A 23,730-nucleotide genomic window follows, 5' to 3' on the forward strand; every position below is an offset into this window, starting at 1 on the left:
TCGCCCCGCAGGTCCCGCGCGACTACGACCCCGGCTACACCGCGGCGTTCGAGCAGCAGCTCGCCGAGCACGCCGGCGAACTGGCGGCCGTCATCGTCGAACCGGTGGTGCAGGGCGCCGGCGGGATGCGCTTCCACGACCCCCGCTACCTGCGCGACCTGCGCGAGCTGTGCCGGCGGCACGACGTGCTGCTGATCTTCGACGAGATCGCCACCGGCTTCGGCCGCACCGGCGAGCTGTTCGCGGCCAACCACGCCGGGGTGAGCCCAGACATCATGTGCGTGGGCAAGGCTCTGACCGGCGGCTACGTCACCCTGGCCGCCACGCTGTGCAGCACCGACATCGCGCACACCATCAGCGCCGGCGAGGCCGGCGCGCTGATGCACGGGCCCACCTTCATGGCCAATGCGCTGGCCTGCGCGGTGTCGGTGGCCAGCGTCGAGCTGCTGCTAGACCAGGACTGGCGCGCGCGGGTCGGTGAGATCGCCGCCGGGCTGGCGGACGGGCTCGAGCCCGCCCGCGCGCTGCCCGGCGTCACCGACGTGCGGGTGTGCGGGGCGATCGGCGTCATCGAGTGCGCCCGCCCGGTCGACCTGGCCGTCGCCACCCCGGCGGCAATGGAGCGCGGCGTCTGGCTGCGCCCGTTCCGCAACCTGGTCTACGCGATGCCGCCCTACATCTGCCCGCCGGGCGAGATCGCCCAGATCACCTCGGCGATGGTCGAGGTCGCGCGCCTCGTTGGCTCTCGTAGTCTTTAGGGCGATGAAAACACCGATCGAGGTTTCCCCACTGGCCTGGCTGGAGGAGGTGGAGAAGCAGCGCCGCGAGGCGGGGCTGCGTCGCTCCTTGCGGCCCCGCCCGGCCGTCGCCACCGAGCTCGATCTGGCGTCCAACGACTATCTCGGCCTGTCCCAGCACCCCGACGTGATCGAGGGCGGCGTCGCCGCGCTGCGCATGTGGGGCGCCGGGGCCACCGGATCCCGGCTGGTCACCGGCGACACCGACCTGCATCAGCAATTCGAGTCCGAGCTCGCCGAGTACGTCGGCGCAACGGCGGCCCTGCTCTTCTCGTCCGGATACGCGGCCAACCTGGGCGCGGTCGTCGGCCTGTCGGGCCGGGGTTCGCTGCTGGTGTCCGACGCCCTCTCCCACGCGTCTTTGGTCGACGCCTGCCGGCTGTCGCGGGCCCGGGTGGTGGTGACGCCGCACCGCGACGTCGACGCCGTGGCGGCCGCCCTCGCCTCGCGCGACGAGGAGCGGGCCGTCGTGATCACCGAGTCGGTGTTCAGCGCCGACGGCGCGCTGGCGCCGCTGGGCGAGCTGCACGAGGCCTGTCGCCGGCAGGGCGCGCTGTTGATCGTCGACGAGGCCCACGGCCTGGGCGTGCGCGGTGGCGGGCGCGGGCTGCTGCACGAGCTCGGGCTGGCCGGCGCACCCGACGTGGTGGTGACCACGACGCTGTCGAAGGCGCTGGGCAGCCAGGGCGGCGTGGTGCTCGGACCGGCGGCGGTGCGGGCCCACCTGATCGACGCGGCGCGCACGTTCATCTTCGACACCGGCCTGGCGCCCGCCGCGGTGGGCGCCGCGCGCGCCGCGCTGGGCGTGCTGCGGGCCGAGCCGTGGCGGCCCGAGGCGGTGTTGCGGCACGCCCGCGCCCTCGCCGAGGCGTGCGACGTTCCCGACGCGCCCCACTCGGCGGTGGTGTCGGTGATCCTGGGCGACCCGGAGGTGGCGCTGGCCGCCGCGACCGCCTGCCTGGATGCCGGCGTGAAGGTGGGCTGCTTCCGGCCCCCGACGGTGCCCGCCGGGACGTCCCGGCTGCGGCTGACCGCGCGGGCGTCGCTGGACGCCGCCGAACTCGACATCGCCCGGCGGGTGCTGTCCGACGTCCTCGCCGTGACGCGCCCTTGACCGTCCTGGTCGTCACGGGCACGGGCACCGGGGTCGGCAAGACCGTCGTCACCGCCGCCCTGGCCTGCCAGGCCCGTCAGGCCGGCATCGACGTGGCGGTCTGCAAACCGGTCCAGACCGGCACCGACTCCGGCGACGACGACCTGGCCGAGGTCGCCCGGCTGTCCGGCGCGACCGAACTGGCCGCGCTCGCCCGCTACCCGCAACCGCTGGCGCCGGCCGCCGCGGCCGAGCTGGCCGGCGCGGCGCTGCCCACCGGCGACCAGGTGCTGCGGCTGATCACCGCCCTGGACCGCCCCGGGCGGCTGACGCTGGTGGAAGGGGCCGGCGGGCTGCTGGTCGAGCTCGCCGCCGCGGGGGTCACCCTGCGGGATCTGGCGGTGGCGCTGGGCGCCCCGGCGCTGGTCGCGGTCACCGCCGAGCTGGGCACCCTCAACCACACCGCGCTGACGCTGGAAGCGCTTGCCGCGCACAATGTTTCGTGTGCGGGGTTGGTCATCGGGAGCTGGCCGGCCAGCCCCGGGCCTGCGGAGACCTCGAACCGGGTCGCGCTGGACCGGCTGGGCCCGGTGCGGGCCGCGCTGCCCGCGGGCGCCGGGGCGATGGACGCCGCGCAGTTCGCGGACATGAGCGCGGCGGCGTTCGACCGCGACTGGGTCACCGCGCTGGTTCGCTGATGGTGCATTCCATCGAGCTGCTCTTCGACGGCGAGACCGAGGCCACGATCCGCGGGCTGTGGGACGCGCTGGCGGGCGCCGGGATTCCCAGCCAGGCCCCCGCCGGGCGACCGCACGTCACGCTCGCGGTGGCCGACCGCATCGCCGAGGAGGCCGACGCCGCGCTGCGGCCGCTCACCGGGCGGCTGCCGCTGGGCTGCGCCGTCGGCGCGTCGTTGCTGCTGGGGCGCTCCAATGCGATCCTGGCCCGGGTCGTCGTGCCGACGGCCGAATTGCTCGATTTCCACGCCGAGGTGCACCGGCTGTGCGGGAAGCACCTGGCCCCCGCGGCGGCGCCCACCAGCCTGCCGGGTCAGTGGACGCCCCACGTCACGCTGGCCCGACGTGTCGGCGGCCCGGCCCTGAGCCGCGCGCTGCGCATCGCTGGCCGGCTCACGCTGGTCGAGGGCAGCTTCGCCGCCCTGCGGCACTGGAACGGCGAGAAGAAGGTCGACTACCTGATCGGCTAGCCGCCGAACAGCAGGTACAGGCCGGTGAAGGTGTAGCCGACCATGACCAGCATCATCGTCAGCTGGCCGGTGAGCTGGTGGCCCCTGGGCAGCAGCCGCAGGGCCTTGTCGTGGGCCGCGACCACCGCGAGGATGTGGCCGGTCACCACGCACGCCACCTTGATCCCGGCCAGCACCGGCGGGTGGGTGGACAGCAGGTAGGCGACCTGCTGATGCGCCAGCCCCAGCACGTTCCAGCCGCGGCCGAAGGGGTCGGCCAGCGCGGACACCGCCTGCTGCCCGCGCTCGACGAGGTAGGTCAGGTAGTGGGCGAAGATGTAGCCCACCACGATCGGGATCAGGGAGTGCGCCAGCTGCCCGGGTAGGGCGCGGCGCCGCTCGCGGTCGACGCCGCCCGTCGCGCGGGCGGCGAGCGAAAACGTCACGGCCACAACCGAAATGAAGACTATGAGGCCCAGCGTCCGTAGCAGCGACGACGACGCCGCGGGCGCCAGGCCGATGCCGGGGGAGAGCCGATCGGCGAAGCCGCGCCACGTAGGCGACGACGAGAAACTGTCGAACGCCGTGGACCCGAGCAGCACCGCGAGCACCATGACCACGCCGGGGCGCACGGGCAGCGACGGCAGATGGTCGAGGGGGTTCCCGACGACGATGCGCCCGGTGTCGGGGTTGCGGCGAAACGGCGACAGGCGCGACACCGCCATGCTGTACACCCCGAACGGGTCGGCCCGGGCCAGCCAGCGCTGGCCGCACAACCAGGCGCCCGCCAGCATCGCCACGGCGTAGACGGCCAGCCACGCCCGCACCCACGGCAGCGACGCCGGGTTCGGGCTGGCCAGTTCCATCCAGACGAAGGCGAACAGGCCCAGCGCGGCGGGCCGGTAGCCCCAGCCGTCGGGATAGGCCAGCCGCGGTGAGTGCAGGCGCTCCGGCGTGCCGCGGCGCAGCAACAGATAGATCGTCCGCATCGGCGAAATCACCCGCCAGACCGGTCCGATCAGCAGCGACACCGCCACCAGCCCGACCCATAGCAGCACGTAGAACACGCCGAGCAGGGCGTTGGCCTCCGACCGCGGGCCCCACACCCCGGCCGCCACCGCCCAGGTCGCGAAGATCAGGCCGAGGGCGGCCGCCGTCCAGCGCGTCGCCCGCGCGTCGACGACGGCGGTCACCGCCGCCGGCAGCGGACGGCCCGGCTTGGCGGGATCGAACCGCGGCTTCCGCCACGCGAACGCGACCAGCGCGAAGGTGAACGTCAGCGCCCACGCCGCCCCGACCATCGCGTACATGTACGGCACCGGAAGGTCGCCGGATCCGCCGAGGCCGTGCGCGAGGACCGCGGTCGCGCCGCGGGCGCTCACGGTTGGACTTGGATGGTCGCGATCGTGCGGTCCAGATGGTGCAGCTCCACCTCGACGTTGCCGGGGACGTCGACGGCGAACTGGAAGGTTTGGTTGGGCGCCGCGGCGACCGGGAACTTGTGGTCGGGCGTCGAGTGGACGTGCAACTCGTCGGTGGCGTCACTGGTCACGTGCAGGGTGATCTGCTGGCGCACCTTGGCCTGCAGCGTGGCGTTGGTCGGGGTCACCTGTCCTTTGGCGATGGTGACGTCGACCGTCGGGCCGGCGGCAGGGGACTGGCTCTGCGAACCGCCGCACGCGATCAGCGCCCACGCCAAGGCCGCCACCCACGCCGCGGCCAGGGCGCTACGCATCCCCATCGGTCACGCCGCCTGGGGGGTGCCGGGCACGGTGTGCTTCTCCTCCTCGGGCCGCTTGGGCAGGGTGTCGTAGTTGTTGATCCGGCCGGCGCCCCAGGTCAGGGCGGTGATGACCATCAGCGTCAGGAACAGCACGACGATTCCGCCGGCGGTGAACAGCCAGGCCGGCGCGCTCTGGTCGCGCTCGCGCTGCAGGATCGTGACCTCCAGGACGAACGGCCGCGTACTCGTCGCGAGGGCGGGGACCTCGGGCGCCGGGATGGCGTCGTCGGCCGGCTCGTAGATCGGCACGGCCGTCATCGTGCGGCCGTCCTGGACCCGCAACAGCGTCTTCCAGTCACCCCACACCGGGACCGGCTGCGTGGACCGGTAGTGCCCCGGCCCGACCTTGGCGAGCTTGTCGATCATCAGGCCGCGGTCGTTCTGCATCCGCCCCTGCCAGGACAGGATCGTCAGCCAGTCCGGGTGGTCGCTGACCATGGTTGTCGGGGAGATCATCACATCGGCCGACACCATCCGCTGGCCTGCGGGGCTGGGCAGATCCGTCAGCGTGACCGTGGCGGTGTCCTTGCCCGGCACGAGGATGTGCAACCCGTTGGCCACCGCGCAACCGATCACGAGCACCGTCAGCGCGACGACGCCGATGGCGAGCCGGCGGCCCGGCAGGCGCTCGCCGGTGAGCACCATGCCGAACATCGCGCCGCACAACCCGGTCAGGACGGCCACCGGCACCGACATCGCCAGCGCCTCGCCCCACATGCTGGTCGGCCACGGGTAGTGGTAGACGGCCCCGATCCACAGCGATTCCAGCCAGAGCCCCACCGTGGCGACCCCGAGGCCCGAGACGGCGCCGAACACCAGCGGGCGCTTGATCAACGGCGTCAGCGCCACCAGCTCGACGATGAGGGCGGGACCCAGGTAGAGCGGGAACCAGTTGATCGGGGCGCCCAGGATGGGGCCGACGATCACCGCGACCGCGCCCCGCAGCGCGATGGCGAACACCGCCGCGATGATCGCGGCGCCGCGGCCCATCGTCAGGCGGGCGGCGACGGCGGCCAGTGCGGACGCCGCGGCGATCAGCATCGGCTGAAACACCAGCCGGAACTGCGGGACCCCGAAGTCGAACTCGATCTGGTAGACCGACAGGCCGATGAACAACCCGCCGAACGACAGGTACCGCAGGAACGAGATGAACGCGCCGTTGAATACCTCCCCGGCTTCGTGCGCCTCGCCCTCACGCTCCAGCATCAGCACCGAGAACAGCGAGAAACACGCCCCGCCGATCATCATCAAATGCGTTGGGCCCCAAAGGGTGACGTCTTGACCGAAGATCCGGTGCCAGATGTCGTCGAGCGGGAACCCGATCATCGCGTACATCCCGCAGCCGGCCATCAACAGTCCGCCGACCGGCGCATACCAGTTGCGCGTGATGCGCACCGCCGCGGGCCCCGGCTTGTCGAACGGCAGCACGACCGACACCGCGCCGCCGACGAAGATGCCGAACAGGCCGATGATGATGAAATAGTGCGCGGGGTTGGCCAACGGGCCGGGGTCGCGTCCGTTGCCGATGTGCCAGCTGACGTCCCAGATGAACCCGAACAGGGCGCAGATGATGAACGTCGTGAAGATCATGACCGGCAGCGCCACCCAGTTGGGCCGGTGGAACTTCTCGCCCAGCTTGTCGGCGACCCGGGTCAGCCACTGGATGCGATGGGTGCGATGGGCATAACCGATCCACAGCATGCCCGCGGCGATCACCACCGCCGCGACCGAGAGCCCGATCACCTGGTTGAGGCCGGCGCCGCGCGCCGGCGCCTCCGCAACGAAAACGAGTTCCGCCGATGTCATCGTCAAACCCTCCCAACAGCGCCCGACTGCCTGGCGAGCTGTGATCCAGCTCGCACGAAGCGGAATGCCCAAATCACGGGCCGGTCAATCACCGATTTTCGTCGTCGCGCTGCCCGGCGTCCTCGGACTCGTCGGGGGTCCGGCGGTCTTTGAGCGCGACGTAGAGGATCACGCCGACGACGATGATCGCCGGCAGGAACGCCGGGATCGCCAGCAGAATCATGTGGTGGGCCACATAGGTGACGTGTGGATCGGTCATGGTGGTGAGATACCCCGGGGGATGGCATGCACTGCGGCCGTTACCCTACTTTGAACACTTTTTATTGACAGCCGCCACGACCGTGGGGCAGGAGGCCGCGCGCGGCCAGCGACGATGCAGGGGAGTACTGGTGACTCAAGCGGCAACTCGACCGGCGACCGGCGCCAACGACGCGGACATTCTGGCGGTTGCCCGCGAACAGGTGCTCGAGCGCGGCGAGGGACTGGATCGCGAGCAGGTGTTGCGGGTGCTGCAGCTGCCGGACGACCGGCTCGACGACCTGCTGGAGCTGGCCCACGAGGTGCGAATGCGCTGGTGTGGCCCCGAGGTGGAGGTCGAGGGCATCATCAGCCTGAAGACCGGTGGCTGCCCCGAGGACTGCCATTTCTGTTCGCAGTCGGGGTTGTTCGCCTCGCCGGTGCGCAGCGCCCGGCTGGACATCCCGAGCCTGGTCGAGGCCGCCAAACAGACCGCCAAGTCCGGTGCCACCGAGTTCTGCATCGTGGCCGCCGTCCGCGGGCCCGACGAGCGGTTGATGACTCAGGTCGCGGCCGGCATCGAGGCGATCCGCAACGAGGTCGAGATCAACATCGCGTGCTCGCTGGGGATGCTGACCGCCGAGCAGGTCGATCAGCTGTCGCAGATGGGCGTGCACCGCTACAACCACAACCTCGAGACCGCCCGCTCGTTCTTCACCAACGTCGTGACCACCCACACCTGGGAGGAGCGCTGGCAGACCCTTTCGATGGTGCGCGACGCCGGCATGGAGGTGTGCTGCGGCGGCATCCTGGGCATGGGCGAGACGCTCGAGCAGCGCGCGGAGTTCGCCGCCGAGCTGGCCGAGCTGGGGCCCGACGAGGTCCCGCTGAACTTCCTCAACCCGCGGCCCGGCACGCCGTTCGGCGACCTGGAGGTGTTGCCGGTGGCCGAGGCGCTGAAGTCGGTGGCCGCCTTCCGGCTGGCCCTGCCGCGCGCGATGCTGCGGTTCGCCGGGGGGCGTGAGATCACCCTCGGTGACCTGGGCGCCAAGAAGGGCATCCTGGGCGGCATCAACGCCGTGATCGTCGGCAACTACCTGACCACGCTCGGCCGGCCGGCCGAAGCCGATCTGGAACTGCTCGACGATCTGCAGATGCCGATCAAGGCGCTCAACGCCACTTTGTAAGAGACTTGGAGACTGTGGTTCGGGATCTGGGCGCTCCGGTCAGCGCGGGCGTCTACAACGTCTACACGTTCCTGGGCTTTTAGCCGTGTTAGCTGCTTAAGTGACGTGACAAACCTGCTGGTCGTGGCTGTGAGCTGTGCAAGCCATTCAAGCTGGTGGAAGCTGTTCTGCGGACGCACTGCGGACGGAGCTACCGCATCACGCCGAAGTTAGGAGGGGGGTGCCGACCAGCGAATGGCAACCCGTGGACGAACTGTGTGAGCAGTGTCAGCAGCCCAAGTAGGGACAGGTGACCACAACCCCGAGCGCTAGTCCACCCGGTCGGTGCGCAACGACTGGCACACCCGTGCTTCACTTCCGAGTGCCCGTTGGGCCGGCTACGGCAATAGCAGCCAGCCCCGCCACCGGAGACCGTTGGTGGCGGGGCCGCTGGGAGAGGACATCAGGGTCGCATCGACGCTCGCGCCACGCAATTCACCCCTCCAGAATCAGTCGGTAGGCTCGACTCATGCCGTGGACAGTGATGGGACCGGGTGGTCCTTACCACGAAGAGGTCGAGCCCGAAGAGCTGGACGACGGGCGGCTTCACCTCTTCTCCGGTCCGACGCTTAACTCGGGCACGTGGCAAGTGTTCCCCGCTGGTGCCAATAGGCCGGAGATGCCTCGCGCGTCACTTCCGCCACGAAGGGATCGGCCCGAACGGAAGAACGCGGCCCGCGGTTGGGGTGAGGACAACCTCAAGTCCCCAAGGACGCGCGGGGGTCGCGCTTAAACCCACCCCCCGTGCCAACTGGAAGGCCCTTTTTTTCTATCTTCCTGTACGCGGTGCATCCCGAACTGCTGCGACCGGGTGATGATTGCCCGTTTAATTGCATCCTGGTTGACTCCGCGATGCCGCCACGCTTGCAACAGCTCGATTGTGTCCAGCAGCACCCGGCGGATCAGACCGATGCTGACCTGGACGTTCCCGACCGCTTCCTGAAACCGCTCGGCAGACATCTCCATCATCTCGGCGGTGAGTCTCATCTCCGGAGCTGCGCCCATGACGATTCCGCTCATCAGCGACATGTCTACGGCGTCGTTCACCGAGTTTCGCGGGGAGGGACGAGATCTCACCAAGTTGAACATTTCGGTCAGGGCCTTGGCCTGGACTGATGCTGCTTCTTCCGGGGTGCGCGGATTCGCGCGCAAAATCTCTTGGTCGATTGCGAAAAGGTGGTCAATCCAAAACGTGATGTCCTCCTGCCAACGATTCTGTCGCTCTTGACGTTTCGCGAACAGAAAGCCCAGGCCGACACCGCCAAGCGCCAGAAGGCCCCCGCCGACTGCCTGGATCAAGGTCATCCACAGCGTGAACCATTGGTCGGATGTCATGCCGCCGATCATCGCAACGGGTCGCGACAGCCGTCCGCAAAACACCGAACAATGGTTCCCCTACAGGCGTGTCCATCAACCGCGAGGAGGGCGCGAGCCAAACGATTCAGTCACCTCGGCTGCGTTGGGCTCTGCGGTCGTTGATGATTGTCAACGTTGCAAACAGCGCCAGCATGAGCACCGCCAAGATCACTAGGTGCGCGTGGCCAGTCGCTACCAGCACCGCTATCAATGCGGCCACCACGACGCCGGCCACGAGGTATGCCGTGACGCGGTAGTGCGGGCGCCAGCCGCCCCACAGCGCGAGCGCGAATGCGCCAGACAAGATCACGGCCACCAGAACCTCCACCATGTCACTTCCCCCCCGTCAGGCACTTCAAGAGGTTGCCCCCGGCGAGGACCGTGCCGAGACCACTGGCTCCCGCAACCACCAGTCCGGCGCCGGTTTCTGCGGTGAGCACCCCTGCACTGGTGACGACTACGCCGGAGGCAAATGTAGTTGTCCGTTGGATCCAGTCGTCGGTGCTGCAGTGGGTGCGGGCGTAGTCGATGTCGGCCACGTGCGCCTGCAGATCCGCAAGCTGACCCCTCAGATATGCCTGCCTAGGGTCGTTTTCAGGAAGCGACTGAACGAACTGCTGCAAATTGTCCACCAGTCCCTGGCCTGTCAGTTTGGCCGGATTACCACCGAGCAGCATCTGCTGCAGCGCGGGGCTCAAGCCAGCACCCGGCGGCGCTTTGCCATCGGGGGTGTCCCAGGGCGCAAACGGTGGAGGCTGGGAGCCGGGGTTCTGATCGAAGTCCACTAACTTGACTCCGCTGCCGTCATGGCCCGTTGAGAATACGACGTCATTCAGACCAGCGGTAGCGGCGGTGAGCTGGCCCGCGACCTTGCCGTCTGCGGCTTCAAGTTGTGCAGCGCGCGACCAAATTTCGGTGGCCAATTGTTCGGCTTGGGCTTGCCCTGCGGCTTGTTCTGCGGCGCTGCCGCCGTGGTCGTGGTACGAGACCGAAAGGTCTTCTCCGACATCGAATCCGGCGTGTTGGGCGTCTTCGATCGCGTGCAACGCCTGTTGCTTTGCGGAGCTTATGTCGCTCGCGCCGCTGCGGGCGATGCCGGCGGCTTTCCGTAGTTGGTCGGCTTTGCCCGTGACGACGGATAGATCGGCGCCGGTGCGTTGCCGCAATGCGTCGCCCCCGGCGCCGTGCCACGCGATCGACTGGGACTGGTTGCGCATGGTCAAGAAGCTGTCTTCCCAACGGTCGGCGGTCTGCGTCCAATAGCTCGCCGCGTCGGTTAGGTGCTGGGTGGACCATGACCGGATTTGGGACAGGGTGACGGCCACCTACACCACCCGAACCTGCGTTATGCCAGACATGTCGACGGCGTTCTTCGCTTCTTGGCTGGCATAGTGCGCGCCGGCTGTGGTGATCCCAGTCGCGGTCTGCTGAGTTCGCGCAGCGAGTGCTGCGCCAGCGGCGCCGATCATCGCGTCGATGGCGCTGACTGCTGCCGTGGTCGGTTGGAATGGCGGGCCTGGGGGCGGTGGCCCGGTCGCGGTGAGCTGAGCACCGAGCCCTTGCCACTGCGCCGCCGTTGCGGCGAGTTGCTCCAGGGGGACCTGCAGGCCGTCCGATCCCATCCTGCGATTTTAGGGCGGGCACCAGGCGGAACGCTATTCACCTGGTTAGGGGCAGAGGTCCTGCTGTGCGTAGGTCACCAGCGTGCCGGCTTCCGCATTGCTCGCTTGGTAGCCGCCGTGGGCCAGATGATCGATCAGCCAATTACGTGCGTCGTCATGGGTTGCGCCACCCCGTAGTTTGGCGCAGACGTCGTTCCCGACAGCGATGAGGCCCGAGTCCGGTATCTGCGGATGCGCCATGCCCGGCGCGTGAAGATCGGCCAGATATTGGTTGACATCGGCGTGGGCCGTGGGCGCCTGCATTGCTGATATCGCCACCGCAGCGGCGAAAACTCTGGACGATGTGCCGACGAGCTTCCTCACGTCACCGATCATGGTCCATCAGGCTAGTGGAGGAGAGGGATCGCCGTTATAGGAGTCGCACCGTCGCGGAGACTGATTGCGACGGAGGCGGCGTTGGCGAGGAGTCCAGGGTTCGCGACAAGCGGACATTCCCCCACCGCCAAAAGCGGGGAGCCGACCTGTGTGACGAACGGCCTAACAGGGGTGACTTCCGTCTCTACCGGAGGGCTTCGGTCAGATGGTCGCATGCCCTATGGGTCTTGCCATAGGAGCGACCTTTGCCGGGTACACCATACTCGGGCAGGTGGGTGCCGGAGGGATGGGCGAGGTCTACCTCGCACAGCACCCTCGACTACCGCGCAGCGAAGCGCTAAAGGTCTTGCGCAAGGACGTATCTGCTGAGGACGGCTACCGCCAACGATTCCTCAGAGAGGCAGACCTCGCGGCGGCGCTATGGCATCCGAACATCGTGCGCGTCAACGACCGAGGCGAGTTCGACGGACAGTTGTGGATCACGATGGACTTCGTTGACGGAACCGACGCAGCCACGCTGTTGAGGGACCGCTATCCGGTCGGCATGCCAGCAGATGACGTCGTCAAGATAATCGCAGCGATCGCCAGCGCGCTCGACTACGCGCATCAGCACGAATTACTCCACCGCGATGTTAAGCCGGCGAACATCTTCCTGACCAAGCCCCAGGATGGCGACCAGCGAATCCTTCTGGGCGATTTCGGAATCGCCCGAAACATCGGTGAGATCAGCGGCTTGACAGCCACGAACATGACTGTGGGCACTCTTTCCTATGCCGCACCAGAACAGTTAATGGGCGAACCGATCGACGGACGTGCGGATCAGTACGCACTAGCGGCCACCGCATACCACCTGCTGACGGGATCACCGCTGTTTCCTCAACCTAACCCGGCAGCTGTAATCAGCCACCACCTAACCGCGCCACCGCCGCCACTAGCGGACATGCGCCCGGCGCTCGCGCCGTTCGACCCGGTGCTTGCCGTAGCACTCGCAAAGGATCCTGCCGATCGATTTGCCCGGTGTACGGATTTCGCCCGCGCCCTCGCAGAGGCCGCGCAGTCAGCCGGCCACGTGACCGCCTCTGCGCCAACGGTGTCGGCACATCAGGTAGACGGATCGCCGAGAAGCTCAGCGGTGCCATCAGCTAAGCCTGGCGTCGGCCGGCAGAAGCGACGCAGGCAGGATCGCATCCTCCTCGCGGCGGCGACGGCGGCGGTTGCGATCATCACTATCGGCGCCGTCGGCTATATGTATTGGTCCAAGCCTCACGCACGTGTGGCCGCCGGAGCGCCGAAACCCACGCCCTCGACCGCGCCAGCCGCAAGTCGCCCTGCCTTCGACGGCACCTATCGGGTCGACTATGACTATTCGAAGCAAACCCAAAATGGCCTCTCCAGTCCTCTAACTCGCAGCGACAACACCAGTTGGTGGGCATTTCGTTCATCGTGCACTTCTACTGGATGCGTTGCCACAGCGGCGAAGTTGGACAACATCAACCATCAAGTACCGATGACACCCGCCACTACGGACGTTCTGCACTTCGCTGATAAGCACTGGGAGGACAGCACGCCTCTGCAGCAGCAAGTGCAGCATGACCAGTGCTTGAGTGCGGATGGAAAAGTCACAGCTGGCGCGGAGACGGCAATGATGGCGTGGATGTTCGAACCGCAGCTGGACGGCACTTTCAAGGGCATTCTTACGATCACTGTCTTAACGAATGAATGCGGTTTTGAAGGAACCGTCATCCAGACTCCCCTCGTGGCAACGCGTTTGGGTGATGTTCCACCCGGTGTCACCGTGGCGGATCCTGCAACGGTCATCCCTTCTACGCCGGATGGCATCCCGCCCCGGGTATTTGGCGGTCCGGTACTCGACGGCGCCTTTCGTCTCGACTATGACAACGCACACCAGACGATCAACGGCTTCCCGGTTTCCAATCCTTTCCCGAACCGGTCGGTCTGGTGGGCGTTTCATTCCGTGTGCACGGTGACGGCGTGCGTGGCCACTGGGGGCGAGCTGGCCGACACTAACCACCAGGAGCCCGCCGGTGTTTCCACCGTTCTTCGTTTCGTTGACCATCACTGGCAGGAGCCGGAATCCCTCCAACCACCGAAGCAGTGCACTGGAAGAAACGGCGCAGAAATTGGGACAGTTAGTTTCTTATTGGAGCCCCAGCCTGACGGCACCCTACGGGGGTTCGGAACCAGCACGGTTTTAACCAACGAATGCGGCAATCAGGGGAAGGTCTGGCGGTCGCCCGTCGTAGCGACGCGGATGGGCGATGTGCCGCCAAGCGTTAAGTTGGCCGATCCAGCGTTGTTTGTGGCCCCGCCTGCACCAACAGCGCCGCCTCGCAATGCGGGTGGGTGACCATCTGTTGGGAAAGATATATCGGCGTGTCGCCGGAATTTTCGTCAAACGGCGGATCGCAGCAGTCAGCCCCGCACCGGACACCGTGGCGCGGGGCTGACCGGGAGACTCGCACCATGCGAACGGCTGCGCAATTGACCCCATTCGTGTCCGTGCCAGCCACGAAAGCTCCTCTAGGTCGGCCGGCGTTTGAGCTTTGCGTCGCACTGCTCGCAGGCGAATACCGACTTGCTTTCTGGAACCGTCTGGACATGTTGGCACTTGTGGCATCGAACCTTGGTGGTCTTCCCACGAGGAACCATCAGCGCCTCGGGTCCGGGGATGAAGCGATGGCCACAGTGCTTACAGACCCTGGCTGCGGCGAGGACCGTTTCAGCGCAGTCTGGGCAATTCTTGGTTGGCGCTCGGACTGCCGGCGAGGTGTCTGGGGCGATCGGCGCGCTGCTGTTCACCGGGCGTGGTGGCAAGTCTGCCCATTCTCTGCCGTTCCAGAATCGCTGGCTGCCGCTTCCGTCAGGGTCGGGGTACCAGCCAGATGGCGGGAGAGCGGGAGCTTGAGTGCGCAGGAAAAGTTCGATGATGACACCGATTACGCCGAGCAAGCCACCTAGTAGGAGGCCTTCGGTCCAGTGACGATTTTTCGAATTTGCGATTGCCGCCCCGATGACCGCACAGAACAGCCACAGCAAGATTGCGGTTTGCAGATTCACTCGCACCCCTCGTTGGCAAGCGTACGACGGCAACTGGTTTCCGCCGCAAGGCAATTGGGAGCGTATGCGGTTGCCGGGTTACTCACATCGCAAACTGTGAAAATTTCTCGGCGGCGGCGCCGCCTTGCGCCGGGTCGCGTCCGGGGAGCCCCGCTTACGGATAACCCTTCGCGATGAGTGACCGCTTGGCCGCTTCGCAACCATACAAATAGTCTGGAGATACGATCAGCACTCCGCCGGGATGTTCGTAGCGGCTCACATCCCTCACCAAATAGGTCTGACAGAGTGACCCATTCTGGTTGGTTTGAAGCGAATTCGGGTCATTGCGGAGTGTCACATTGGTCCCGTGCTGGGTGACGTCGTCGTACAAGGCGACATAACCCAGCTTGCAACTCATTTCTGAATTTGGCTGCCCGAGGAGATTGCTCGCTTGGCACGCTTGCAACGCCGGCTCTGCATGTGCACGGGGGGTTGGAAATAGCAGGACCACTCCGATAAGCACGACTAAGCCACACAGCTCAGTCACCTCAGCCACAGATGACTCACATGGGCGAGAAGCTTGTCTCCTGTTCCGGTCGGCCCTCCGTGTTGTTGTCGCTGCGGCGGCACCGCTATTTGCCGACATCACTCGTCGGTGACCGGAATCGAACGGAAATGCTTAATGTGTTCCTCAAGTACGGTGGCCGGGTCGGTGCCAGGGCCGATCAACTCTGCCATCTCGCGGAGCAGCGTGCGGGTGAGCTGTTCGAATCCTGCGAGCAGGCCGTCGGTGCTGTATTCGGTTTCATAGTGGCGGATGCGTGCTTCTACTGCTCGGCGCTCGCCGAGTTCCTTCAGTCCTACGGTCTCGTAATGTGCCCTGACGATGTCGATGGCGGCGAGGACGTGGTCCCGAAGATGGCTTGGCCACGGGCGGCCGGTTGGGTCATTGCTCACGGCGCCAATCGTTCTTCACCACCCAGTGCGGCGCCGCTGGAAACAGGTGTTTTGTCAGGTATCTCCAAGGAATCCGGCGCCGTCCAGGAGCCGGCATTCCCTCTCCCAGCGCTGGTGCGTTGGTTGTGGCGCCGCACTCGCAGCAGCTCCACGCCGTGTGTGACCGCCGCGCCGACCGCAGCCGCATGGTTGGTAACCGACCAAGACCTCGCCGCCGCTGAGCTAGTGGCCTGTGGGGAGCGCCACGGCGGGAGAAGTCATCCACTGGTTGTCGGCGTTGAGGAATAGGAGCCGACGGCGGTGGAGACGATTTCAATGCGCCCGGCCGTGAAAGCCAAGCCCCTGTGCGACTGGTGCGCCGTTTGAGGATGATCAGTTTGGCATCAGTGGCCGTTATCTTGGGTCCAGATAAAACTGGATTTGCATGGTTTCCAGTGGCCCCCCTCGTTGACAAACCACCAGTCTTCGGTTTCCCCACCGTGAGACGTTGTGACGACGACTGCCGCGGAGGCCTCGTCACCAGCGCCACCGATGCGACTCACCGAGGTTTGGATGCGACCGTACCAGCCGATTTGCTTACTCAATATTGTCGCATCGGGTGCCCTGCCAGAACACCACAGCGATCTGATCGCCGTGACATCGGATCTGTTCCAGTTGTCGGTGAATGTTTGTACCACCGAGCTGATGTCAGCCTCGGCAGGGAAATTTCCGGCGGGAAATGGCCTGCGGGCGTATGGCCCGCCAGACGGCTGGGAGAGCGACGAATCGGCGTTGTTCCCTTGATGGTGGTCGCTGGAGGTCACCCAACTCCACCCTCCCCAAAGGACAGCGGCTGCGACGACTCCCACGACAATGAGCTTTCCGGCTGGGAAACCGGTGCTGCTGTCGACGACCGGTGTTACTCTTCCGCTGAAATTTGTACCGCAGCGAGGGCAAAACGTGGTGGAGCTCAGCTTGCAATTGCTGCATTTGAAAGATCGAGGTACCCACACACCGTAACGCGTGCTCTCGTCCTCAAACAGAACCTTCGCCTCGCCGCAGTTGCTGCAGGGGAATACTTCTGAAGAGATTGCGTGCCCGAAGCGCGGGCAAACCGCTGTCCACTTGCTGAATGACATGCGCGTTGTTCCTCGCAACACTCTGGGCCTGGGGGCTATGGCCGGTAACGTGCTAGGCGGAGCCTAACGGCCAGACGATTCGCACCGCTACCGATCTGCAAAAAGCGTTCTGAAGCCAAAACCCTTCTTAGTGGCTCCAGTAACCAGAGAAGGTCTAAACCAAGGCGGCAAGTGGTTGCTGCCGTAGTCTTTCTCCCGCGCCCGATCCGTGGCCTGATCCTGGTTGATCTTCTCGGCGGCGCGGTCGTCCCACCGCTGGTGGCGTTTGGAAATCTTCTCGTTGTATTCGGTGGCGTTGGTCACCGGGACGGAGATCACCGCCGGGCGAACAAGGAAACACCGCGAGGGTCATCGGCGAGTAGATCACCGGGGCCCGCCATTTGAATAATGGTGGGCGCCTTTTGTGTGTTTGACCTGCGCGGAATTTTTGTGGAAACGCCAGCGGACTGGCAATAATTTAGGCCAGTGCATTAGACAATCCACAGCCCTGTGAGTAACACGCCGGAATTAGATCTTCACTTCGTAATGGTAATGGCGTGGTTATCTACGACCATGTCCATCGCAAAAGGAAGCCCCAGAGCCTTCGCCCGGTCCGAGGTAGCCGTCAAAACCCGACTCCTCGGCGCGGATCACCCCGAAGTTGCCGAGGCCAGACAGAAGTATCGAGCCGTCAAGCTCATGGAGCACATCCAAAATGTGCTCCCGACATTGAGCCGGGAGCAGATCGAAAATATTACATCTCTTCTGCAGAAAGAGGACCAGGTCCTGAAATGAAAACTCGCCCGGCGGGGATACCGGGCGAGCGCCAAAGTGAAGTTTCTACACGCTTCACAAACGATCGCATCACCGGTTTCCCAGCCCTCAAATCATCGGCGCTGCATAACGACATCGAGTCCACGCAGCCGCCCCAAGACTTCGCCGCCGAACAGGCAGTGCTGGGCGGCATGCTGCTGAGCAAAGCCGCCATCGCCGACGTCGCGGAGCGGCTGCAGTCCGATGACTTCTACCGGCCCGCGCACCAGAACGTCTACGACGCGATCCTGGAGCTCGACGGCCGCGGTGAGCCCGCCGACGCAGTCACGGTGGCCGCGGAACTGGACCGCCGAGGCACGCTGCGCCGGACCGGCGGCGCGCCCTATCTCCACACCCTCATCTCGACCGTGCCCACCGCCGCCAACGCGGGCTACTACGCCGGCATCGTCGCCGAGAAGGCTCTGCTGCGCCGGTTGGTGGAGGCCGGGACGCGGGTGGTGCAGTACGGCTACGCAGGCGCCGAGGGCGCCGACGTCGCCGAGGTCGTCAACCGTGCGCAAGCCGAAATCCAAACGCTCGGGGACGGCCCCCGCGCAAAGTCTGGGGAGTTCCGGCTTGACGGCAAGAATCCGCCGGGCTGGCACGGGAGGCCCGGCGGGGCGTTCATCTTCGATCGCCCCGAAGGCATCCCGGCTTTGTGGGGCGAAGGCGATCAGGTGGTGTGGGCCAAGTCTGAGTCACTGATGATCGTCGCCCACCCCGGAGTCGGCAAGACCACTATGGCTGGGCTGGTACTGCGCGCCCAGCTCGGCCTGAGTGACGAAAAGGTGCTCGGCCTGCCGGTGCCCGAGGCGGAGTGCGACAAGATCCTCTACTTGGCGATGGACCGGCCCGCGCAGATAGCCCGATCCATGGCCAGGCAGTTCTCGGCTGACTACCGCGACGTTATCGATAAGCGCCTCATCATCCGCGATGGTCCACCGCCAGCCGACATGGCGAGGAACCCGGGGCTGCTGACCAAGATGGCCGAGTTCTACGGGGCCGGCATTGTCTACATCGACTCCTTGAAAGACGCCGCCCTCGGCTTGTCCGACGATGAGGTGTCGACCGGCTACAACAGCGCGCGCCAACATCTCCTCCACAACGGCGGCCAACTCCTGGAACTGCACCACCCGCGAAAATCCTGGGACGGCAACACCGACCCCACCCTCAACGACGTCTACGGCGGCATGTGGATCACCGCCGGCGCAGGGTCGGTCCTCATGGTGGGCGGCGTGGCCGGTGACCCGTTGGTGCGCGTCTTCCACCTCAAGCAGCCCGGCGCCGAAATCATGCCGTTCGATGTGGAGATCGACGAGTCGACCGGCGAGATGCGGGTCAACCACGACCAGACGGTCGATCCGTTGGCGCTCGCGCGTGAGGCCGGGCCGGAAGGGCTATCGGCGGCGACGCTCGCCAAGGCGATGTTCGGCCCGAAAGCCACGCCAGCTCAGGTTAAGAAGGCGTCCCGAATCCTCGCCCGGAAAGAGAAGGCCGGGCTGCTTACAAGCCAGGACGGTCAACGCGGCGGTGTCGGTGGCAGCCAGGCGAGGGTGTGGTTCGCGACATGAAACCGATGCTTTGTACCGTCCTTTGTAGCAAAGACGTTTTCAAAGACGCACTTTTTTTGAGCGAAGCAAAGACGCACCCAAAGACAGGCAAAGACGGTGCGACGAAAACCGCAGGTAGGAGCAAAGACGCACCCAAAGACGGTCCAAAGACGCACGGAGGTGGGGGGAGCAAAGACGTTTTCCCCCCTTCTTAAGAAGGGGGAAAACCGTCTTTGCCCCCTCCGCAGCCTCCAAAAGGCTCTGCCCGACAGAGCTAGTAGGCCGCTCACAGCTGCCTGAGAGCACCGGCGCGCTCGTGCTGTGTGTGTTCCCCACACGCCCCCACAACGTCGACCCCGCCGACCACGACCTGATCGAACAGTGGACACGAATGCCGCTGATCTTGTTGGGAGCGTTCCGATGAGAGACATGAAATGCACCGCATGCGAGCCCCGCCGCCTGTGCGGAAAGTGTTGGGAACGGCGGCAACGGATTATCGCTGACCGCGTCGCCCAGCTGGGGCAGAAGCGATGAGCCGCGCCGCCGCGTGGGAGCGCTGCCAGGTCCAAGGCTGCCGCGAGCCGCACAACGGCACCTCTGCGAGTTACATTGGGCACGGCACTTCGAGGACGGCCTGTGTCTGGTCGCCGGGTGCAAGACCCGCCCACGACACTTCCTCGACCTCGTCTGTTTGCGCCACGTCACCACGTGGCGCAAACCACCGGCGGCCAACGTCGCACCAGTCGCGTCGGCAGACCACGGGACGGCCAGCACGACCGGCGACGGCGCCCCGACCGCGACCGTGGCGAAACAAGGCCGCCCGCCCCAGCGGCGCCGATGCCGCATTGACGGCTGCGAACGACCCCATTACGGCCACGGCATGTGCCAGATGCACCTGCAACGCCAGCGCAAACATGGAGACCCCTCGATCGTCGAGGTGCTCCCCAACGGGGAAGTCATCCGCGAGAAACCAGGCCACCGACGGGTCGATACCAGCGAATCCCACGAAAATCCGCCGGATTTCGGCAGCGGGGGAGCGCCATGATCGCCGCCGAAGACACATGCGCCGTCGACGGGTGCGACCAACCGAGCGACGGCGCCGGCCTCTGCGAAACCCACTGGCGCCGTTGGGCGGCCCGCAAATGCCTCATATGCGAACGGCATCCGATCCACGGCCACGGGCTGTGCATGAAGCACTGGACACGCTGGCGCGACCACGGAACCCTCGAACCCCGGCCACGCCCCACCCGCGGGCGATGTGGCGCCGACACATGCACTAGCTCCCACTACGCCCACGGGCTGTGCTTCACCCATTACCAACGGCAGCGGCGGGCAGCCGCCAGAGCCGCCCAACGCAAAGCCCAACTGCGTCAACACCAAACGGAGGAATCCTGATGGCACTCACATCAGACGACTTAGTGCGGCTTGAGGATCTCAAGACGGCAGCCCAGAACTGTGTCGACCCGATCAGCGAACCCGTCGTCAAAGCGATCGGCGAAGAAATCCAAGCCGTCATCACCCGCGCGGAACTGCCGTAAACAGTGATAGCGGACGCTACGGCGTCGCAGTAGGATTCAGAATTTCGTCCAGCGAATAAGCGTGAGCGCGGATGTCGCCGCTAGCGGTGATCGACGCCTCGCAGCCGTACGCCTGGTAGCCCACGTAGCCCCCGAAACTGTTCTTCGCGTTGACCATTCCGCCCGCGGAGTACAGCTTGTCCCCGTTCTCCGGGTGGAACGTCACCTTGGGTGGCTCGTCGTAATGGGTGACCAGCCAGGCCCTCCAGTCGTCGCCGAACTTCGCGCTATCGGGGTCCTTCAGGTCTTGCTTGATAGCTTCTTGGCAAGTGTGGATGACACCTTGCTCGATCTCTCGTTCGCTGTATCTGGGTGTGGTGGTAGTCGTGGTGGCGCCCCATGCCGTGCTGCTTGACGACGTGCTGCTCGACTTGCTTGATCCACTGTTCTCGCCCGCGGAGCCGCAGGCCCTGCCAATGATGACCAATAGAACGATGAGGCCGGTCACCGCCAGGATCGCTTTCGTCGGCGAGGTCCCCGTTTTCGCAGGCGCCGGCGGTCGTAAGGGCGGCGCGAACTGACCCCAATTCGCGCCGTCGAAATACCTCTGCACGCCGGATCCTTCTGGATCGGGATACCAACCCGGCGCCGGTTTCGGCGGCGGTGGCCCAGACGACATCGTTCCCCCTCGTCACTGACGGCGAGATCAACTATCGGTGACGCTACCAGCGGAGATGCCCGCTCATCGGCGGTTTCGATGACTCTGCCAAGTGCGGTATGGGCGGGAACGCCACCGTCGGGACTTGTGCGGCTCGATGCTCTTGCCAGGCCAGCCGTCGCCGGGCTGGTTGCTAGTGCGCGGCTACGAGCGCGCGGCCTTCGTCTCCGCAGCCAGCGACGAAATCAGCGGGGGAGTCCACTCGGCTGATCTTGCCGCTCTTCAAATCGCTGTTCAGCACTCGCTGGCAGTATTGTCCCCAATCTGTGCTAGGGCTCAGTTGGACGTGGTACTGCTGAACCTGCTCGTCAATCGCCTGCTTACCTTGCCCATAAGATGGCGAATCAGGATCGGCCGCCGCGACAGGCGCGAACACGAAGGCGGCGGCACTCGCAAGCGCTGCCAAACCGAATCCGGGACGGTAACTCACGGTGAAAATCGTACCCCTTTCCCGCAGTTCGATGTTTTGTGCAAGCTGTGAGCTGCTTCAGAAAGTCCATGATCCGGCTGGTTGAAGCACGAACCCTCGGTTGAGTTGTGGGTCGATGCAGGCGGTGAGGCGGTCAGTGCCCACGAGGCAGGTGATGTCTGCTTTGGTGATCTTTTGGCCGACGTTGAGTAGCGGCGAGGTGATGATCGGGCACCCGGTGCCCTTCTGGAAGGTATAGGGGCCGAGGTCGGTCGGAAGCAATGTCGGCGATCCCACCGCCGAGCAGCCATCGCCGCCCACCGGGGCGTTCTCAGGCAACCCCGGAAGTGGTCCGTCACAGCTTGCGCTCACGTGATCACCCGGCTTGGCCGGATTGGGCAGGATGCATTGCAGTCCGTCGGGGGCGGCGAAATAGGCGGCGCCGCCCGCGCGGGCGGCCGAGGTATAGGGGCCGGGATCGACAGCTTGAAAAGCGTTGAGGTCGGGAAACTTTGGCGGTGCCGCCGTAGCGACGCCGGGAGTTGAGCGAGAACACCCGATCCCCAATACCGCGATGGCCACGGTTAAAGCCGCTATGGCCGCTCTGCTTAACACGCTGTCTCGCCTCCCTAATGTTGGACGCCGAAGCTGGTTGTCCAGGTATTCGGGTCATAGATCGGCCCTGGTGGCCACGTACTCACCCGCAGCTGCACCGTTTCGAGCCCCGTAGCTGGGTTAAGGGATGTGCCGATCACCGTCGGGCCGTAGACAGTTGGCAGTTGGTTCGGCGCGATTAATGTTTGGGGTGTGGCCCCCATCAGTCCTTGCGGGGTGGCCGCGGTGATGGCTTGCACCGGCCCGCCGTTGGTGGCGCCGACGAGCATGAATCCGCCGCCTTGCAGCGAAACGACTTGGCTTTCACGGTCGCCGGGCAGGCTGACATTGCCCACCCGCTGTAAGGAGTTGACCCACGCATTGGGTTTGGCCGGGTCGATCGGGCCCGACACCCACAGGCCGCGGTTGGTGTCGCCAACTTTGTTGCTGGTGTTCCCGATGATCACCATTTGTTTAGTAGCCGGGGCATAGACGCCGCTTGCTTGGTAAATGCCGGGGAGGTCACCGACTTTGACCGGATGGCTGGGGTCGGTGTAATCCCACACGCTGCCGTTGGTCGCGTACTCGTTGACCCCATCCTGGACGCTGCCGTCTGGGTGGCTGAAAAACGCGTACCTGTGGCCGTCAGGCCCGAGCGCTGTCCCGGTCGGCAAAGGCCGGGTGCCCGGCGGCCCCTGCGCCAATTCCGAAGCGGGACTGCGCGGGAAGCCATCTCTCGGATCACCGCCGAACGTGGGACCTTGCCCGTCCTGGAACTGATCCTGCAGGTCGTACGTATTTTGCTCGTGCTGGGGCGGCCCAGCGGGGCCGGTGATCCGGGGATCGGGAGCAGGGCCTTGCCCATCACCGAAACCGGCCGGCTTGAACTCGCCGACCAGCTGCGCGTCCTGCGGAGTCAGGTTTCCGTTGGCCTGCGCCTGACGCAGCGACCTCGTATACACATCACGGATCGAGTTCATCTGATTCAACGCGTCTCGGGTGTCATCGTCGGCGTCGGCGTGCGCGTCCCGGATCAAAGCCTCCAACTGGGCGCAACTTTTTGGGTCGAGTGGCCCTTGCAGATCCTTCTTCGCCGCGCCGATGAGCTTGTCCAGCAGCCGCAGCTGCCGCTCCAAAAGCGCAATCTCGGCGGCGCCCTCCTTCTGCGCCGCTGCCAACATGCCGGCGATGTTCTCCAAATCCCAACCGATCTTCGGCAGTTGCTCCGTCTGCAGGCCAAGGGTTTTCGTAAGCCGCTGAACCTCTGCGGAGCCGTTGATCGGATGATCGCCGTCCTGGTGATTCCAGGCCGCGTCGAAACGCTTACGGGCTTGCTCGAACGAATGCTCGGCCTCCGCGGAGCATCGGCCCGCGGCATGGAAGGCCTCCGCGAGCTGAGAAATCTGATACGGGCTGCCCGCTTGGAAGCTTTGGTTGACCGCCCACGGATCACCCCCGGCGGCACCGACAAGCTCCGTCAAGCTCAGATTCTCAAATTGCATCGCACCGTAAGCGGCTGTCACCAATCAACATCGCC

At 65.7% G+C, this 23,730-nt stretch carries 24 protein-coding genes and 3 pseudogenes; 10 read left to right on the top strand and 17 right to left on the bottom strand.

The features are described from left to right. From A5691_RS07215 to A5691_RS07230, 4 genes are all read left to right on the top strand, one after another. A partial coding sequence (locus A5691_RS07215) for an aminotransferase class III-fold pyridoxal phosphate-dependent enzyme (protein ID WP_156675760.1) occupies positions 1 to 758 on the top strand: 758 nt, incomplete at its 5' end. 4 nt (positions 759 to 762) lie between these two features. Then, positions 763 to 1,911 carry an 8-amino-7-oxononanoate synthase gene (locus A5691_RS07220; RefSeq protein WP_068019239.1) on the top strand — a complete coding sequence of 383 codons (1,149 nt, stop codon included), beginning with the start codon at positions 763 to 765 and terminating at the stop codon, positions 1,909 to 1,911. Next, positions 1,908 to 2,588 (top strand): dethiobiotin synthase, encoded by a 681-nt coding sequence (gene bioD / locus A5691_RS07225; protein ID WP_067748071.1) that lies wholly within the window; start codon positions 1,908 to 1,910, stop codon positions 2,586 to 2,588. The genes A5691_RS07220 and bioD overlap by 4 nt, the downstream gene beginning before the upstream one ends. Beyond that, the gene (locus A5691_RS07230; protein ID WP_067748069.1) at positions 2,588 to 3,097 is read left to right on the top strand and encodes a 2'-5' RNA ligase family protein; all 510 of its coding nucleotides are present in this window, start codon (positions 2,588 to 2,590) and stop codon (positions 3,095 to 3,097) included. The genes bioD and A5691_RS07230 overlap by 1 nt, the downstream gene beginning before the upstream one ends. On the opposite strand, the gene A5691_RS07235 is transcribed toward A5691_RS07230, so the two are convergent. The 4 genes from A5691_RS07235 to A5691_RS28285 form a co-directional block, all read right to left on the bottom strand. Next, positions 3,094 to 4,386, bottom strand: a complete 1,293-nt coding sequence (locus A5691_RS07235; RefSeq protein WP_369827172.1) for a hypothetical protein — start codon at positions 4,384 to 4,386, stop codon at positions 3,094 to 3,096. The two genes, A5691_RS07230 and A5691_RS07235, sit on opposite strands and share 4 nt — an antisense overlap. A 68-nt stretch (positions 4,387 to 4,454) precedes the next feature. Continuing rightward, the gene (locus tag A5691_RS07240) at positions 4,455 to 4,817 is read right to left on the bottom strand and encodes a hypothetical protein (protein WP_067748065.1); all 363 of its coding nucleotides are present in this window, start codon (positions 4,815 to 4,817) and stop codon (positions 4,455 to 4,457) included. 3 nt (positions 4,818 to 4,820) lie between these two features. Continuing rightward, positions 4,821 to 6,665: a hypothetical protein gene (locus A5691_RS07245; RefSeq protein ID WP_067887981.1), complete on the bottom strand. Its 1,845-nt coding sequence runs from the start codon at positions 6,663 to 6,665 to the stop codon at positions 4,821 to 4,823. A gap of 88 nt (positions 6,666 to 6,753) precedes the next feature. Next, on the bottom strand, positions 6,754 to 6,924 hold the full coding sequence (locus tag A5691_RS28285) for a hypothetical protein (protein WP_197498966.1): 171 nt from the start codon (positions 6,922 to 6,924) through the stop codon (positions 6,754 to 6,756). Between the two features lie 130 nt (positions 6,925 to 7,054). Here A5691_RS28285 and bioB point away from each other — a divergent pair, with 130 nt between their 5' ends. Continuing rightward, a complete protein-coding gene (gene bioB / locus A5691_RS07250) occupies positions 7,055 to 8,089 on the top strand; it encodes a biotin synthase BioB (protein ID WP_067748062.1) in 1,035 nt (344 codons plus the stop codon). Positions 8,090 to 8,857: 768 nt separating this feature from the next. On the opposite strand, the gene A5691_RS07255 is transcribed toward bioB, so the two are convergent. The 5 genes from A5691_RS07255 to A5691_RS07275 form a co-directional block, all read right to left on the bottom strand. Further along, positions 8,858 to 9,463, bottom strand: coding sequence for a hypothetical protein (locus A5691_RS07255; protein ID WP_156675759.1), 606 nt, complete (start codon positions 9,461 to 9,463; stop codon positions 8,858 to 8,860). 106 nt (positions 9,464 to 9,569) lie between these two features. After that, entirely contained in the window at positions 9,570 to 9,815 is a 246-nt protein-coding gene (locus tag A5691_RS07260; RefSeq protein ID WP_068019230.1) for a hypothetical protein, read from the bottom strand. 1 nt (position 9,816) lies between these two features. Next, positions 9,817 to 10,809, bottom strand: coding sequence for a hypothetical protein (locus A5691_RS07265; protein WP_068019227.1), 993 nt, complete (start codon positions 10,807 to 10,809; stop codon positions 9,817 to 9,819). Further along, complete coding sequence (locus tag A5691_RS07270) at positions 10,810 to 11,106, bottom strand: hypothetical protein (RefSeq protein WP_068019224.1); 297 nt, start codon at positions 11,104 to 11,106, stop codon at positions 10,810 to 10,812. It abuts the gene before it with no gap. A gap of 45 nt (positions 11,107 to 11,151) precedes the next feature. Beyond that, the gene (locus tag A5691_RS07275) at positions 11,152 to 11,481 is read right to left on the bottom strand and encodes a DUF732 domain-containing protein (protein ID WP_082950180.1); all 330 of its coding nucleotides are present in this window, start codon (positions 11,479 to 11,481) and stop codon (positions 11,152 to 11,154) included. A gap of 220 nt (positions 11,482 to 11,701) precedes the next feature. On the opposite strand from A5691_RS07275, the pseudogene A5691_RS28555 reads away from it, so the two are divergent. Beyond that, positions 11,702 to 12,527, top strand: a pseudogene (locus A5691_RS28555) (serine/threonine-protein kinase); the annotation flags it as partial. A gap of 1,495 nt (positions 12,528 to 14,022) precedes the next feature. Here the strand turns inward: A5691_RS28555 and A5691_RS29090 are convergent. The 4 genes from A5691_RS29090 to A5691_RS27875 all read right to left on the bottom strand — a co-directional run bounded on the left by A5691_RS29090 (position 14,023) and on the right by A5691_RS27875 (position 16,916). Continuing rightward, entirely contained in the window at positions 14,023 to 14,565 is a 543-nt protein-coding gene (locus A5691_RS29090) for a zinc ribbon domain-containing protein (protein ID WP_369830454.1), read from the bottom strand. A gap of 618 nt (positions 14,566 to 15,183) precedes the next feature. After that, positions 15,184 to 15,495, bottom strand: a complete 312-nt coding sequence (locus A5691_RS07285) for a hypothetical protein (RefSeq protein WP_068019220.1) — start codon at positions 15,493 to 15,495, stop codon at positions 15,184 to 15,186. A 383-nt stretch (positions 15,496 to 15,878) separates the two neighbouring features. Further along, complete coding sequence (locus tag A5691_RS27870; protein ID WP_156675756.1) at positions 15,879 to 16,298, bottom strand: hypothetical protein; 420 nt, start codon at positions 16,296 to 16,298, stop codon at positions 15,879 to 15,881. Positions 16,299 to 16,700: 402 nt separating this feature from the next. Further along, positions 16,701 to 16,916, bottom strand: a complete 216-nt coding sequence (locus tag A5691_RS27875; protein ID WP_156675755.1) for a hypothetical protein — start codon at positions 16,914 to 16,916, stop codon at positions 16,701 to 16,703. A gap of 249 nt (positions 16,917 to 17,165) precedes the next feature. Here A5691_RS27875 and A5691_RS07290 point away from each other — a divergent pair, with 249 nt between their 5' ends. The 4 genes and pseudogenes from A5691_RS07290 (at position 17,166) to A5691_RS27880 (ending at position 20,493) form a co-directional block, all read left to right on the top strand. Continuing rightward, entirely contained in the window at positions 17,166 to 17,387 is a 222-nt protein-coding gene (locus A5691_RS07290; protein WP_156734773.1) for a hypothetical protein, read from the top strand. A gap of 68 nt (positions 17,388 to 17,455) precedes the next feature. Continuing rightward, a pseudogene (locus A5691_RS29095) lies at positions 17,456 to 17,942 on the top strand (DnaB-like helicase N-terminal domain-containing protein); the annotation flags it as partial. Between the two features lie 155 nt (positions 17,943 to 18,097). Then, positions 18,098 to 18,976: pseudogene (locus tag A5691_RS29100) on the top strand (AAA family ATPase); the annotation flags it as partial. Between the two features lie 1,373 nt (positions 18,977 to 20,349). Next, complete coding sequence (locus tag A5691_RS27880; RefSeq protein WP_156675753.1) at positions 20,350 to 20,493, top strand: hypothetical protein; 144 nt, start codon at positions 20,350 to 20,352, stop codon at positions 20,491 to 20,493. Positions 20,494 to 20,509: 16 nt separating this feature from the next. Here the strand turns inward: A5691_RS27880 and A5691_RS27155 are convergent, their stop codons facing one another. The 4 genes from A5691_RS27155 to A5691_RS07315 all read right to left on the bottom strand — a co-directional run bounded on the left by A5691_RS27155 (position 20,510) and on the right by A5691_RS07315 (position 23,695). Next, a complete protein-coding gene (locus A5691_RS27155; RefSeq protein ID WP_082950184.1) occupies positions 20,510 to 21,151 on the bottom strand; it encodes a DUF2510 domain-containing protein in 642 nt (213 codons plus the stop codon). Between the two features lie 172 nt (positions 21,152 to 21,323). After that, entirely contained in the window at positions 21,324 to 21,620 is a 297-nt protein-coding gene (locus A5691_RS27160; RefSeq protein ID WP_231981047.1) for a hypothetical protein, read from the bottom strand. A 57-nt stretch (positions 21,621 to 21,677) separates the two neighbouring features. Beyond that, entirely contained in the window at positions 21,678 to 22,181 is a 504-nt protein-coding gene (locus A5691_RS07310) for a hypothetical protein (protein ID WP_231981046.1), read from the bottom strand. A gap of 47 nt (positions 22,182 to 22,228) precedes the next feature. Next, positions 22,229 to 23,695: a hypothetical protein gene (locus tag A5691_RS07315; protein WP_068019209.1), complete on the bottom strand. Its 1,467-nt coding sequence runs from the start codon at positions 23,693 to 23,695 to the stop codon at positions 22,229 to 22,231. Positions 23,696 to 23,730: the final 35 nt, after the last annotated feature.

Origin of the sequence: Mycobacterium sp. E183 (assembly GCF_001667735.1) — a bacterium.
Lineage (GTDB): Bacteria > Actinomycetota > Actinomycetes > Mycobacteriales > Mycobacteriaceae > Mycobacterium.

Bases quoted from the DNA above. Each gene is read 5' to 3' on its own strand.
- A5691_RS27155 (WP_082950184.1), bottom strand. From the start codon at position 21,151: ATGTCGTCTGGGCCACCGCCGCCGAAACCGGCGCCGGGTTGGTATCCC.
- A5691_RS07275 (WP_082950180.1), bottom strand. From the start codon at position 11,481: ATGATCGGTGACGTGAGGAAGCTCGTCGGCACATCGTCCAGAGTTTTC.
- A5691_RS07235 (WP_369827172.1), bottom strand. From the start codon at position 4,386: ATGTACGCGATGGTCGGGGCGGCGTGGGCGCTGACGTTCACCTTCGCG.
- A5691_RS27880 (WP_156675753.1), top strand. From the start codon at position 20,350: ATGGCACTCACATCAGACGACTTAGTGCGGCTTGAGGATCTCAAGACG.
- A5691_RS07230 (WP_067748069.1), top strand. From the start codon at position 2,588: ATGGTGCATTCCATCGAGCTGCTCTTCGACGGCGAGACCGAGGCCACG.
- A5691_RS07315 (WP_068019209.1), bottom strand. From the start codon at position 23,695: ATGCAATTTGAGAATCTGAGCTTGACGGAGCTTGTCGGTGCCGCCGGG.
- A5691_RS07240 (WP_067748065.1), bottom strand. From the start codon at position 4,817: ATGGGGATGCGTAGCGCCCTGGCCGCGGCGTGGGTGGCGGCCTTGGCG.
- A5691_RS07270 (WP_068019224.1), bottom strand. From the start codon at position 11,106: ATGGGATCGGACGGCCTGCAGGTCCCCCTGGAGCAACTCGCCGCAACG.
- A5691_RS28285 (WP_197498966.1), bottom strand. From the start codon at position 6,924: ATGACCGATCCACACGTCACCTATGTGGCCCACCACATGATTCTGCTG.
- A5691_RS07245 (WP_067887981.1), bottom strand. From the start codon at position 6,665: ATGACATCGGCGGAACTCGTTTTCGTTGCGGAGGCGCCGGCGCGCGGC.
- A5691_RS07255 (WP_156675759.1), bottom strand. From the start codon at position 9,463: ATGACATCCGACCAATGGTTCACGCTGTGGATGACCTTGATCCAGGCA.
- A5691_RS07260 (WP_068019230.1), bottom strand. From the start codon at position 9,815: ATGGTGGAGGTTCTGGTGGCCGTGATCTTGTCTGGCGCATTCGCGCTC.
- A5691_RS07290 (WP_156734773.1), top strand. From the start codon at position 17,166: ATGTCCATCGCAAAAGGAAGCCCCAGAGCCTTCGCCCGGTCCGAGGTA.
- A5691_RS07220 (WP_068019239.1), top strand. From the start codon at position 763: ATGAAAACACCGATCGAGGTTTCCCCACTGGCCTGGCTGGAGGAGGTG.